The following is a 13,123-nucleotide window of genomic DNA, read 5'->3' as shown; positions in this document are numbered from 1 at the left end:
ATGCGGGGCCGGCGAAACATACCGCCCGATTCACGCCTGATCAGCTTAACCGGATTTGAATGACGCCGGCTTGATCGCGCCATTCACCGGATGTTCGGGCCAGCAACGAGCCACGCGGCTCATGGCTCCCGGAAGCGCTTAAGATAGGTGTTGTCCGGGCTGAGCAGGATGGTCTTGTTGCCGTTCTGGCCTGCGGCATCTTTGCCGAACGCCACCGAATAGCTCTGCATCGCCCGGTAGAAATCGTAGAACGCCGGATCCTTGCCGTAACTGTCGGCATAGATCTTCGCGCCTTGCGCCTCCGCATCGGCGCGGATGATCTGCGCGTCGCGCTGGCCTTTGGCGGCGATCGTCTTGGCCTCTTCCTGACGGCCCGCTTCCATCCGCACGAAGGCTGCGGCGAGCGCCCCTTCGGGAAGATCGGCGCGCTTGATCCGCACGTCCACGATCTGCGCGCCGTACTGGCGGGCTTCGCGGTCAAGCAGGTCGCGGATGTTGGCCATCGCCTGGCCGCGCTCCGCCGTGAGCAGTGACTGGAAGGTGCGCTTGCCCAGTTCTTGGCGCACCACCGAGGACAGGATCGGCTCCAGCTGCTCGGTCACCCGTTCGCTGGTGCCGGCAGACCGCACCATGCGGACCGGATCGACGATGCGATAGCGGGCATAGGCGTCCACGTTGAGCCGCTGCTGGTCAGTGGAAAGCACCTGCTGCTGCTGCATGTCCACGGACAGCAGGCGCTTGTCGATGCGGATCACCTGCTCCACCAGCGGGATGCGCAAATGCACGCCCGCGCCGGTCTGCCCGTAGGCGGCGTTGGGCACGAACGGGTTGTATACGCGCACGGGCCGCCCGGCCTGGACGATCACCGCTTGCTCGTTTTCGGGCACGATAATGACGCTGAGCATCAGCGCGATGACGGCGACGCCAGCGGCGATGATCGCAGTCTTGTAGTGGTGCCAAAGGTCTCCCATCACTGCTGCCCCCCAGTGTTGGTAGAGGTGCGCGTGTCCGGCACGGTGATGGTGGTGCCATCGGGTGCGGCAGCCGTGCGCCGCTTGAATTCGGGCAGCGGCAGATACGTGGTGGTGCCGCCATTGGTTTCGGCAACGACGGTATCGTTATCGCGCACCACGCGCTCCATCGTCTCGTAATACAAACGGCGTTTGGTTACCTCTGGCGCCAGCTTGTATTCGGCGTAGATCTTGTCGAACGCGCTGGCATCGCCCTGCGCGCGTGCAAGGACCTGCTGCGCCCAGGCGCGCGCTTCCGACCGGTCGCGCTCGGCTTCCTGCTGAGCCACGTTCACATTGTCGAACGCGCCTTTGGTCTTGGCCGGCGGGTCCGCCTTCTTGATTTCGACGCCCTGCACGGAAATGCCCGCGTGGTAGAAATCCAGGATCGTCTGCATGCGTTCGCGCACGTCCTGCTCCACATCGGCGCGCCCGGCGCCGGAAAGCGCCTGCCCCAGCGATATCTGCGCGATCGAGGCGCGCATCGCGGCCTCGGCCACTTCGCGCACGGTCTGCTCGGGATCGGCCAGACGGAAGGTGTAATTCTTCAGGTCCTTGACGTTCCAGCGCACCAGATAGCTCAGGTCCACCAGGCTCTTGTCGCTGGTGAGCATCAGCTTTTCGTTGTCGTCGTCAGGAATGGTGACCAGCTTGAACGAGCTGACATCCACCACGTTCACATGCTCGATCGGCCAGGGCAGGGTTACGCTGACGCCGGAATCGATGGTGCGCGAATATTTGCCCAAGGTTGTGACGACGCCTTGTTCCTTGGGGCCGAGCATGTGGACGCTGGACGCGCCGAGCAGCACGACGACCGCCGCGCCGATCGCCAGCGGCAGCCAGGATTTGCCGTCGGGCCGGCGCGGCAGGTTCGGAAACCCGCCAAGGCCGGGTCCGCCACTACCGCCGCCAGAACGACGCGGATCGCGGCCGCGCAGGATGTCTTCAAGGCCGGACGCACGGCGCGGGGGAGGAGGCGTATCGCCGCTGGGCAGCCAGGGATTGCGCGGTCCGCGACGCTCGCCGTGATCCGTACCGCCGGCATCGCCTTCGTCGCCGGTGCCTGAGTCGTCAGGACCGGAGCCGCCAGCGCCACCGTCCTTGTCGCCGCCATCCTTGCCACCGCCGCCCCAGGGGCTGACCGGCCCGGCCATCGCCAGGGGTCCCGTATCGTCCCCCGCATTGTTGCTGCGTGTGTCTGCGCCACCGTAAGATTTCATGGCCCTATCTATAGGAACCCCGCCATCAAATAACAGCCTCTCTCTTGCCCTTTTTCCCCGTGTGCGCCACCTGAGCGCACGACAAGCGGGGATGCCCGGAAAAGCGGAGACGTCCAGTGAGTGGCACAGATGGCGGCCCCGATGGTGGCAAGCCCGCACCCGACGATGCTGCCGAACGCCTGACGGCGCTGCTGCCCCCCGGTCTGGCGCCGCGCGTGCAGTCCGTGCAGGTGCGCGATGGGCGGGCAACGCTGGTGCTGGGCGCGGACGGGATGGACGCCAGGGCACGCGCCGAAGCGGAAAGCGCGGTGCGCACGGCATTGTCCGGTGCCCCCGGCATAACCGACCTGCGGATTGCCCTGATGGCGGGGAAGGACGATGCGCAGGCTGTTGCGCAGCCAGCGAAAGGACCGCGCATCATCGCCGTCGGCTCCGGCAAGGGCGGTGTCGGCAAGTCCACGCTGGCGGCCAACTTGGCGGTGGCGCTGGCGCGCGCCGGGCACAAGGTGGGGCTGGTGGACGCGGACATTCATGGCCCGTCGCAGGCCCGGCTGCTGGGCACCGAGGGCGCGCGGGCCAAGGCGCATGAAGGCAAGCTGGTGCCGGTGGAAAGCCGCTATGGCGTGCCCGTGCTGTCGATGGCGCACTTGACCACCCCCGGCCAGGCCATCGCCTTTCGCGGCCCCAAGATTTCCGGCGCGCTGATCCAGCTGGTGGAGGCGCACTGGGCGGGGGCCGAGGTGCTGGTGGTGGACCTGCCGCCCGGCACCGGCGACGTGCAGTTGACCATGCTGCAGCGCTGCCGCCCCGCAGGCGCGGTGATCGTATCGACCCCGCAGGATCTGGCGCTGATGGACGCGGCGCGCGCCGTCGGCCTGTTTACCCAAGGCGACATTCCGGTGATCGGGGTGGTGGAGAACATGGCGGGCTATGCCTGCCCGCACTGCGGCGAGGTGAGCGATCCGTTCGGCCACGGCGGCGCGCAGGATGCCGCGCGCGAAATGGGCGTGCCGTTCCTGGGGCGCATCCCGCTGGACATCGCGATCCGGCGCGAAAGCGATGCCGGCACCCCCACGGCGGCGGGCGATGGCCCGCAGGCGCAGGCCTTCGCCGCGCTGGCCGCGCAAGTGGCCGCCTGGCTGGACGCACACCCGGCATGACGCCCACCCGCCGCCGCGTGCTGATCGGTGCGCTCGCGGGTGGCGGGCTGGCGCTGGGGTATGCCGTGCTGCCGCGCCGCTATCCGCTGGCGCTTGCGCCGCGCGCGGGCGAATTTGCCTTCGACGCATGGCTGCGCATCGGGCGCGACGGCGTGGTCACGGTATCGGTCCCGCAAGTGGAGATGGGGCAGGGCGTCACCACCCTGATCCCGCAAATCGTGGCGCATGAACTGGGGGCGGACTGGCGACAGGTCTCGGCCCAGCCCGCGCCGGTCAGCCCGCAGTATGCCAATCTGGTGCTGGCCGCCAAGTGGGCGCCGCTGTGGATGCCCACGATGCCGGCGCTGGCCGACCGCCCGGACGATCTCATCACCCGGCGCTGGGCGGCCGACCATCTGTTCATGGCTACGGCAGACGGCACCGAGATCGCCGCGTACGAGGCCGGCGCGCGGGCTGCCGCAGCCTGCGCGCGCGTCATGCTGATGCAGGCGGCGGCGGCGCGCTGGAACGTGGCGTGGGAGGAATGCACCGCGCGCGACGGCTTCGTGCAGCACCAGGGCAAGCGCCTGCCGTTCGGCCCGCTTGTAGAGGATGCCGCGCAATATGCGCCGCCATCCCCCCCGCCGCTGCTGCCTGAGCCGATGGCCGAAAACCCGGTGCAGGTCCCGCCCGGCGCGGCCTTGCGCTATCCCCGGCTGGACCTGCCCTCCAAGGTGGATGGATCCTGGACGTTCGCCGCCGACGTGCGCTTGCCCGGCATGGTGTTCGCCGCCATCCACCACGCGCCGATCGGCAGCGACGCGGCGCTGGCATCGCTGGACGAGGCCGCGGCCAAGCCCTTGCGCGGGATGCTGCACACCGTCCGCGGATCCGGCTGGGTGGCCGCCGTGGCGCAGGACAGCTGGACCGCGCAAGCGGCGCTGACCGCGATGGCCCCGCGCTTTTCCTTTACCCAAGGCGCCAATTCCGACGCGGTTGATGCGGCGATGAACGAGGCGATGCGGGCTGGCAGCGGGCAGGTGCTGTACGAGGCGGGTGATCGTAGCCTGATGCGCGGCGCCCTGCCGGTGCAGGTGCGTTACGAGGTGGCCCCCGCGCTCCATGCGACGATAGAAACCGCCGCCGCCGCCGCCTGGCTGCATGACGGCAAGCTCGAGCTGTGGATCGGCACCCAGGCCCCGCAGGCCACGCGGGAAGCGGCGGGCCGCGCGGTTGGTCTGGAGGCGCGCGACGTTATCCTCTATCCGCTTCCCATCGGCGGCAGTTTCGATCGGCGGCTGGAATGCGGACACGCCGCGCAAGTCGCCACGATTGCCAAGGCCATCGGCAAGCCGGTGCAACTGACCTGGAGCCGGGCCGAGGAGTTTCGCGCCGGGTTGCCGCGCGCCCCCGTGGTGGCGGTGATGGCGGCGCGGCCCGATACCGAAGGGTCCATCGCCGCGTGGCGCGCGCGCATCGCGGTGCCTGCCACCGCGCGCGAATTCGCCCGCCGCCTGTTCGCCGGAGACGCGCCGTTCGATGCCATGGCCGCCGTTGCCGGCAAGGCCGATCCGATGGCGCTGGAAGGCGCGCTGCCGGTCTACGCGATCCCCAACGTGGCGATAGATCACGTGCCGGTCAGCACCGGCTTGCCCAGCGCCCGGATGCGGGGCAACGCGCATGGCTGGACCGCCTTCTTCAACGAAAGTTTCGTGGACGAGATGGCGCACCGCGCACGCCGCGAGCCGCTGTCATATCGCATGGCGATGCTGGGGGGCGACCCACGCCTGGCCGCATGCCTGCAGCGTGCCGCCACGCTGGCGCAGTGGGGCGGCGGCGGCGATGCCAGCGGGCAGGGCATCGCCTGCCACCGCATTGGCGAGGCGCGCATCGCGCTGGTCGCCAGCGCCCGGCGCGATGCGCAAGGGGTGCGGGTCGATCGGCTGAGCGCGGTGGCGGACGTGGGCCGGGGCATCAACGTCGACATCGCGCGCCAGCAAGTGGAGGGCGGGCTGATCTTCGGCCTCGGCCTCGCGCTGGGCTGCACGGTGCGCTATGAGCGTGGTCGGCCCGATCAGGAAACGCTGGGTACGATGGGCCTGCCAACCCTGGCGGACTGTCCGCAGATCGAGGTAGAGTTCATCGACAGCAACGCCGATCCCGCCGATCCCGGTGAAATCGGCGTAGCCGTCATCGCCCCTGCCGTCGGCAATGCGCTATTTTCGGCAACGGGCCTGCGCCTGCGCCGTTTGCCCTTCTTTGCCGAGGAATTGTAATGCAGCCCGCTCACGCCCCGTCCGGTCACCCCGCGCTTGCCACCCGCAAAGTGGGCGTGCTGCTGGTGAACCTTGGCACCCCCGATGCCGCCAACGCGCCTGCCGTGCGCCGCTATCTGGCCGAATTCCTGTCCGACCGGCGCGTAGTGGAAATCCCGCCGATCGCGTGGAAGCCTATCCTGCACGGCATTATCCTGCGCACCCGCCCGGCCAAATCGGCCCATGCCTATGCGCAAGTGTGGACGCAGGGCGGCTCGCCGCTGGCCGCCATCACTGCCGCGCAGGCCGCCGCCCTGCAGGCCATCCTGGGCGATGGCGTAAAGGTGGACTGGGCGATGCGGTACGGCAATCCCGCGATCCCGGCGCGCCTGCAGGCGATGAAGGACGCCGGGTGCGATCGCATCCTGGTCGCCCCGCTCTACCCCCAGTACTGCGGCGCGACGAGCGCCTCGGTGATGGATAAGCTGGGCGATAGTTTGCGCGCCATGCGCTGGCAGCCCGCGCTGCGCACGCTGCCCCCGTATCACGACGATCCGGCCTACATCGGCGCGCTGGAGGCAGACCTTACGGCGCAAGTGGAAGCGCTGGATTTCGCGCCCGAAGTGCTGCTGCTCTCGTTCCACGGCATGCCCCAGCGCACGCTGGAACTGGGCGATCCCTACCACTGCCACTGCCGCAAGACCGCACGCCTGCTGGGCGAGCGGCTGGCGGTGCGGCTTCCCGGCATCCGGGTGGAAACCAGCTTCCAGTCCCGCTTTGGGCGCGCCAAGTGGCTTGAACCCGCAACCGACACCGTGCTTGCCGCCGAGGCCCGCGCCGGGACCCGCCGCCTTGCGATCGCCGCGCCGGGCTTTTCGGCGGACTGCGTGGAAACGCTGGAGGAACTGGCGATCCGCGGGCGTGAGGTGTTCGAAGGCGCGGGCGGTGAGCGGCTGGCGGTGCTTGCCTGCCTCAACGATCGCGCGCCCGGCATGGCCATGCTGGAGGCGCTGATGCGCCGCGAATTGTCGGGCTGGGCTTGACCTTGCAGGAATTTAACCGCGCCGCTGCTTGACCCGGTCCTGCTTTGTTCGCATCGCAGCGCGGGCATGGAGCGAAAAGGCGGGGCAATGCAGCAGACCGGGCACGGCGGGGAAGATTTCGTCTACGGCGCGCCTGCGGACAACGCCGGGCGCGATGCCGCGCCATCGCTCTCCATCTATGCGGACCGTCCGCACTTGCGCGCCACTTTGCGGGAAGATGCCGCGGCGGCGGGCCTGCGCGTGCACAGCGCACAGCGACTGGACGAGCTGGAGGACGATCATCGGGGCCTAAGCGATGTAGTGCTGGTCGATTGTCCGCAGGTTGACGGGGCGGCACTGGCCGCGCTGGCGGCGCTGGATATGCGCGCGCAGCAGGCGGGTGCGCGTCTCATTGTGTCCACCACGGTCGATGCGCTGGACGATGTGTTCGCCTGCATGGACCAGTCTTTCCCGGTGCTGCTCGTCAACCCGGACCGGGCGGAGCGGGTGATCGCGCTGGGGCAGGTGCTGGCGCGGTTCCCGTCTGCCCGCCTGCGCGAATTGTCGGAAGACGATCGGCTGATGCTGCTGCGGCTGACCGAGCAGGTTGGCCAGATCGCCGGGCGGATGGAACGGCTGGACCCGCGCGGCGGCGTAGTGCCGGTTGCCCCGCCAGCTCCAGTGCTGTCAGCGCCGACCGCGCGCGGTGAAACCGATCTGCCCGATGCCAAGCTGGTGCGCCGGATCATCCGCCAGCGCCAGCTGCGCGCCCGCTTTCTGGAGGGGGACCTGTTCGCGGACCCTGCGTGGGACATGCTGCTGGACCTGACGGCGGCGCGGATAGAGGGCAAGCGCGTGTCGGTCACCTCGCTGTGCATCGCCGCGAACGTGCCGCCCACCACGGCGCTGCGCTGGATCGGCCAGCTCGTCGATGCCGGGCTGTTCGTGCGCGTGAGCGACGATGCCGACAAGCGCCGTGCGTTCATTGCATTGAGCGATACGGCGGCGGCGGCGATGGCGCGCTACTTCGCGGAAATCACCCCCGCCACGCCGTTGCCGGTGTAGCGCCGCCTCTGGTCAAAGCCGCGCAGACCCTTCTACCCAGCGCTTCGCCACCTGCCGCACCAGTTCACGGTCCTGCGGCAACCGCGCCCGATCATCCAGCGCGCGCGTGGCAATCAGCACCGCCTTCTCGACCGGGTCGATAAACGCGATGCCGCTGCGGTCGGCATGGCACCACACGACCGTGCCGAACGCGTCGAACCGGTCCCATTCCAGCACCACTTCGCAGCCGATCGCCAGCGGCTCGTGCATCAGCACCCGCGCGCCGTTGCACGACAAGTCGCTCAGCACGACCTGGCGCGTTGCGGTGTGGGTCACCAGACGGGCGGGCAGGCGGACATGCAGCCGCCCATTGCCGCGTCGGCCCGTCGTTATCCCGGGGTCTGGTAAGGAACCATCTACCACGTCGCACTTGTACGCGCCCGGTGGCTACCAGGGGATTGCGCGCGCCATCAGGATAGATCCGTAAACTGCCTTTGGCAGACGCTCTGACCGGCTCGCGGTCAATATCGCACGCTCGGCGCCCGATCTCGGAACGGCTGCAAACGCCCAACTCCGGACATCAGTGAAGCACTGGAAGCGATGGCTCTTTCGCAACCATTGAGGAGCAGACCCCAACGGACCCGCGCGGAAGGGCTTGCGTTCCCGCATGCAACACGCGGAGCGCCTCTCCTGATCGCTGCATGATCACCTTAGCGCAGAAATATCCTCGGCTCGACAAGCTGGAAGGTTCTGCTCCTTCATACCCAGCCCCTAACTTCTCGAGCATGAACTTGTAGTCTAAGTGCGCAATGTCAATGTTGGACCAGATAGGCTCAGGCTGTATAGTCCAACTTGATCCCGTTCTAGAGTCCGAGCGATACGCGCGATGTATTGGAACTAAGCTCTGATATGTCACCGTTTTAGCCTTTGGAAAGTCGAGCCTATTCTCAATGATATTTGCGATAGTGCTTGTGGTCAGAAGAGACGATAAGCCCCCTAAAAGGGCGAAGCAAAAGACGGACATCAACAAGCGTGAAACAAGCTTGCCGCTAGATTGGAAAAAGCCGACGAAAGCCGATGTGAAGGCAACAGCACTCGCAAACCAGAAGCAGTATTCAAGAACATCAGTATGATTTGGCGTGAGTTCGGTCGTGTTATCAAAATGGCCGAGAGGCCACACCGACAGCATCGCGAACCCCAACGCACCCAGCCACCACCAAGCACACTTTGTGAGCCTGACACTCGGTTGCTTGGCCTCATCTCCCATTCGCGCTGTTTGCATCATCGAGCGAGCACAATCCAGCGCTTACGGGGATGCTGCCTGTCCGCTTTCCACTGATTCTCGCCATTCCCCTATGCACCCGCGTCGGCTGCCAACCCTCAGGTTCCGCCGCCAACAGCGCGCAGCGCCCCGCATCATGCCGCGATCGGGGTGTAGATCGGGCCGGCCAGATCCAGCACGGCCACGGGGCGGGCGAACAGGTAGCCCTGGCCCAGGCGGCAGCCCATCTCGGTCAGCCGGTTGCGCTGGAGGTGGGTTTCCACCCCTTCGGCCACCACCGTCTTGCGCAGGCCGTGGCCCAGCCCGATGATCGCGCGGATGATTTCCTCGCTCTGGCCGTCGTCCTCGAACAGGCCCAGCGTGAACGACCGGTCGATCTTGAGGCTGTCGAACGTCAGGTGCTTCAAATGGATGAGCGAGGCGTAGCCGGTGCCGAAATCGTCCAGCGCCACGCCGATGCCGGCCCCGTGCAGCAGCGCCAGCGCCTCGGCAGTGCGATCCAGCGTACGGTCCAGCACGACGTTCTCCGTCACCTCGATGCACAGGCGTGAAGGCGTGATGTCCATTTCGCGCAGGCGGCCCAGCAGCCGTGCGGCGGCGTGCGGTCCGTCAAGCTGCGCGGACGTCAGGTTCACCGACAGGCGCGGCAGGGCGCCGGGATGATCGCGCAGGGCCTGCAGCGCCATGTCCAGCGCATGGTGCTGCACGCCAAGGCCTGCCTTGCACTCGCTCAGCATGTCTCCAAAGACGGCGGGGGTGATTTGCCCGCGGGTGGGATGCTGCCAGCGTAGCAGTGCCTCGCACGAGTCGGTAAGGCCGGTCTGCAGGTCCACTATGGGCTGGAAATGCAGGGAAAACTCGGCCCGGGCGATGCCTTCGTCGGCCTCGCGGCTGAATGTCAGGGTGCTGTCCAGCCGGGCGCGCAGGGGCGGTTTGTAATGGCGCAGGCGGCAGCGGCCCTGTTCCTTGGCCTGATACAGCGCCAGGTCGGCGTTGGTGAACAGCACTTCCGGGGTATCGGCATCGGCAGGAAAGCGTGCGCAGCCAATACTGAACGAGACCGCCCACGACCGCCCGGCATGGGAGAGCGTGGTTCCCTGCAGCGCTTCCAGCGCGTCGCGTACACGGGCCTGTTCATGCTCCCCCGCCGCGATCACCAGCGCGAACTCGTCCCCGCCGATGCGTGACACATGGGCGTGTACGCCGCCGGCCTGGAGCAGGCCCTTGCCCACTTTTTCCAGCAACTTGTCGCCGCCATCGTGGCCCAGCCGGTCGTTGATGTCCTTCAGATGATCGACGTCCACCAGCATCAGTACGAACGGCTCGCCCGCGGGGGCTCGGCACATGGCGGTCAGGGTCTTGTTGAAGGCCGCGCGGTTGCCAAGGCCGGTCAGGTAATCGGTGTGCGCGGCGCGACGGTGGCTTTCGCTTTCGATGGCGATGGCGCGGCGGGCCTGTTCGGCCAGATCGCGTTCGCGGCCCAGCAGGCGGAAACGGTCGGCGATGGCGAGGGAGAGGGCCACCGATTCGAACGCCAAGGTGGCGAAGGTCGCCATGTCGATCGCGTCGGCCTGCAGGGCAAGGCCGAAGTTGCGCAGCACGCGCAGGGCGAATACCGCCAGCACCGGGGTCCATCCGGCGAGGTAGAACCACACGACCCGGCTGCGGGCGCGGATCGCCAGTGTCACGCCGACGATGCCGCACGAGGCGCTGCACACGAAGGCGACATTGAGCACGCGATCGAGGGTGACCGGGCTTGCGAGGCCACCCTGCCAGGCAGCGAGGCCGGCGGCGATATTGAACGCGGCGAATGCGGTGCCGGTCCGCTTCAGCCAGCGCGGCAGCACGCCGTCCTCGATCACCGAGAGGAAGAACATGTTGCCTGCCGCGATCAGGCCGGACACCAGCAGGATGTCCGTCCGCACCGCCAGCGGGCCGGTGAAGCCGGGGATGAAAAAGGCGGTTACGTTCGTCCACGTGAAGCCGTAGGCCAGGGCGAGTACCGACCACAGCAGATACCAGCGCTGATAGACTAGTCGCTGCCCGGTGTAGATCAGCAGGTTGTAGGCGAAGGCGGACAGGATCGCGCCGCCGAACACGCCCATCAGGCCCATCCACAGGTTGTCCAGCCGCCGTGCGTTATGCGGGCCGATCGCCGAAAGCTTGCGCATCAGCGACAGCCCGTCGAGCTTGAGAAAGCCCACGTAGACCGCTTTGACCTGCGCGCCCGGGCGGTGGACGGTAAAGCGCTGGCTGCCGCCCAGCGCCCAGTTGTCCCCCATCGCGCGCGGGGCAAGCGTGCGTTGCTGGACGCTGCCATCGGTGTTGACGACGATGACGGAAAGGCGTGCGAAGCGGGCCTGGTCCACCAGCAGCTTCCAGTTCGCGGGCAGCGCGGCAAGGCGCGAAGGGTCTTGCACTTTCAGCCATACCCACGCGTTGCGATAGCGTGCGTACGGCGGCTCGGCCCGGCAGTCGTAGGGGAGGGCGGATATGGCTGCCGCGGTCGCGCGGTGGCCTGCGGGAGCAATTGCATAGCAGGCGTCCTGCCGCAACGTGATGACTTGCGCATCGGCCTGCCCGGCCACGAGCAGCCAGGTCATCAGCATCGACACAAGCACTATCACGTTACGGATGGTGAACCTCCCAGCCCCTCCTGTGCGGCGAAGTCTAGGGAAAATTACGTTATAATTGGTTAACGACATATCTTGACCGTCGCCGCGTGCCGCGATGAGGCAAAGTTGTTGGTGAAGGCGGGAGCGATAACGCCGCGCGCTCGTTCAACAGTCAGTTCATAGTCCAACGCAGGAGAATACGATGAGCGACCTTTCCAAGATCACCGAGCACATGGATGTCATCGGTGCCGACGGCGTGCATGTGGGCACGGTGGACAAGGTGGACGGCGATCGCATCAAACTGACCAAGAAGGTCGGCGGCGCCCATCAGAACCATCACCACTACATTTCCGGCGGCCTTGTCGCCGAAGTGGAAGGCAACGCGGTGCGCTTGTCCGCCAATGCTGACACGGCGGTGCTGCTGGAAGAAGAAAAGGGCGGCGGCGCGACGTTCGACAAGGGCGCCTGATAGCGCTGCGCCCATCGCCCGGCGCGTGCGGCCAGCGTGCCGCGCCAGTCCGGGCGGAGGGCGACGGCTTACGACAGGGCAATGCCGCGCACGTTGGCGCAGGATGCCGGGCTCTTGGCGGGAGATGGCCTGACTTCCAGGACGGCCTCGGCCAGCGCGAGTGTCTCCTCATCGTCGACACGCAGGGCCGGCAATCCATCGTCCATAACGACCGCTGCGAGATGCAGGTTGAGGCGATCGCCAAGGCGCGTTGTGGCGCCGCTCAGGGACAGCGCGCGCAGCATCAATAGCAGTTTCGCCAAAAGCCCGAATACGCGAAGAGTGCGTAACAGCCCGCCCGCAAACGGACCTCCACTTCCCAGAAGGCGGGCAACGCCAAGCGCATCGCAGGATGACAGCGCAATCAGGCCGCAATCGGCATAAGCTCCATCGGCAAACACATGTAATGCTGCGCGAGGCGCGGTAATTGTATTTTGCGAGCGGATGACCGCGAAGGCAGCCTGCGCACCGTCCAGCGCAGCGATCATGGTATCGACCGCTTCGCCTGTCAGCAGTGCGTGGGTTGCACGAGTGATGACCAGCGCGCCGCCCCACCCTTCGGCAGCGGCGGCGATGCTCTGCGCTTCGGTCTCGCGCGCCGCCACCAGCTTGACGATCCCGCGCCCCGGCACATGCGACAGCACATCGAACACCGCGTCGAAAGCGTCGGGCGCGATCGACACAGCCAGACTTTCTACGCTGGGGTGCAGGGCGGCCACCTTGAGCACATGGGCGATCAGCGGCTGCCCGGCCAGCGGCACCAGACAGGGGTGAGTCACGCCGAACCGGCGGGCCAGAGCGTCCGCCCCTGCGCTGCCGCGCCCGGCCAGTACGATGACCCGCACCGGGCGATCCGGTTCCAGGGCAGCGATGACAGGCGCTGCGGGGTGCGTTGAAAGGTCCATGGCTATACGCTGTGCGGCACCGATGTGACGGAGCGATGAAACCGACAGGTCCGCAATGCGCGCGTTTTGCCTGTTGCGAAGGAGCGCCCCGTGGCAATAATGGCTTGAAACGCAAAAGGCAAA

General features: G+C 67.2%; 10 protein-coding genes. 5 read left to right on the top strand and 5 right to left on the bottom strand.

Features of this window, described 5'->3' with window-relative positions:
• Positions 1 to 119 precede the first annotated feature (119 nt).
• Both hflC and hflK read right to left on the bottom strand, forming a co-directional pair.
• Positions 120 to 971, bottom strand: a complete 852-nt coding sequence (gene hflC, locus ASE49_RS08900; protein ID WP_056770658.1) for a protease modulator HflC — start codon at positions 969 to 971, stop codon at positions 120 to 122.
• Complete coding sequence (gene hflK / locus ASE49_RS08895) at positions 971 to 2,164, bottom strand: protease modulator HflK (RefSeq protein WP_056771045.1); 1,194 nt, start codon at positions 2,162 to 2,164, stop codon at positions 971 to 973. Before hflK ends, hflC begins: the two co-directional genes overlap by 1 nt.
• Positions 2,165 to 2,592: 428 nt before the next feature.
• Here hflK and ASE49_RS08890 point away from each other — a divergent pair, with 428 nt between their 5' ends.
• From ASE49_RS08890 to ASE49_RS08875, 4 genes are all read left to right on the top strand, one after another.
• Positions 2,593 to 3,390 (top strand): P-loop NTPase, encoded by a 798-nt coding sequence (locus ASE49_RS08890; protein WP_235522915.1) that lies wholly within the window; start codon positions 2,593 to 2,595, stop codon positions 3,388 to 3,390.
• Positions 3,387 to 5,645 (top strand): xanthine dehydrogenase family protein molybdopterin-binding subunit, encoded by a 2,259-nt coding sequence (locus tag ASE49_RS08885; protein ID WP_056770654.1) that lies wholly within the window; start codon positions 3,387 to 3,389, stop codon positions 5,643 to 5,645. The genes ASE49_RS08890 and ASE49_RS08885 overlap by 4 nt, the downstream gene beginning before the upstream one ends.
• Entirely contained in the window at positions 5,645 to 6,667 is a 1,023-nt protein-coding gene (hemH, locus tag ASE49_RS08880; protein WP_056770651.1) for a ferrochelatase, read from the top strand. Before ASE49_RS08885 ends, hemH begins: the two co-directional genes overlap by 1 nt.
• Before the next feature lie 87 nt (positions 6,668 to 6,754).
• A complete protein-coding gene (locus ASE49_RS08875) occupies positions 6,755 to 7,711 on the top strand; it encodes a MarR family transcriptional regulator (RefSeq protein WP_056770647.1) in 957 nt (318 codons plus the stop codon).
• A 12-nt stretch (positions 7,712 to 7,723) separates the two neighbouring features.
• Here ASE49_RS08875 and ASE49_RS08870 read toward each other — a convergent pair whose 3' ends face one another.
• Together ASE49_RS08870 and ASE49_RS08865 are read right to left on the bottom strand one after the other, a co-directional pair.
• On the bottom strand, positions 7,724 to 8,113 hold the full coding sequence (locus ASE49_RS08870; RefSeq protein WP_268778247.1) for a PilZ domain-containing protein: 390 nt from the start codon (positions 8,111 to 8,113) through the stop codon (positions 7,724 to 7,726).
• Between the two features lie 993 nt (positions 8,114 to 9,106).
• Entirely contained in the window at positions 9,107 to 11,599 is a 2,493-nt protein-coding gene (locus ASE49_RS08865; RefSeq protein WP_235522898.1) for a putative bifunctional diguanylate cyclase/phosphodiesterase, read from the bottom strand.
• A 190-nt stretch (positions 11,600 to 11,789) separates the two neighbouring features.
• On the opposite strand from ASE49_RS08865, the gene ASE49_RS08860 reads away from it, so the two are divergent.
• The gene (locus ASE49_RS08860; RefSeq protein WP_056770643.1) at positions 11,790 to 12,056 is read left to right on the top strand and encodes a DUF2171 domain-containing protein; all 267 of its coding nucleotides are present in this window, start codon (positions 11,790 to 11,792) and stop codon (positions 12,054 to 12,056) included.
• A 68-nt stretch (positions 12,057 to 12,124) separates the two neighbouring features.
• Here ASE49_RS08860 and ASE49_RS08855 read toward each other — a convergent pair whose 3' ends face one another.
• On the bottom strand, positions 12,125 to 13,000 hold the full coding sequence (locus tag ASE49_RS08855; protein WP_056770638.1) for a 2-C-methyl-D-erythritol 4-phosphate cytidylyltransferase: 876 nt from the start codon (positions 12,998 to 13,000) through the stop codon (positions 12,125 to 12,127).
• Positions 13,001 to 13,123: the final 123 nt, after the last annotated feature.

It is taken from the genome of Novosphingobium sp. Leaf2 (assembly GCF_001421325.1).
Lineage (GTDB): Bacteria > Pseudomonadota > Alphaproteobacteria > Sphingomonadales > Sphingomonadaceae > Novosphingobium.
Note: the sequence above shows the minus strand (reverse complement) of the source record. Positions and strands in the feature narration are given on the sequence as shown.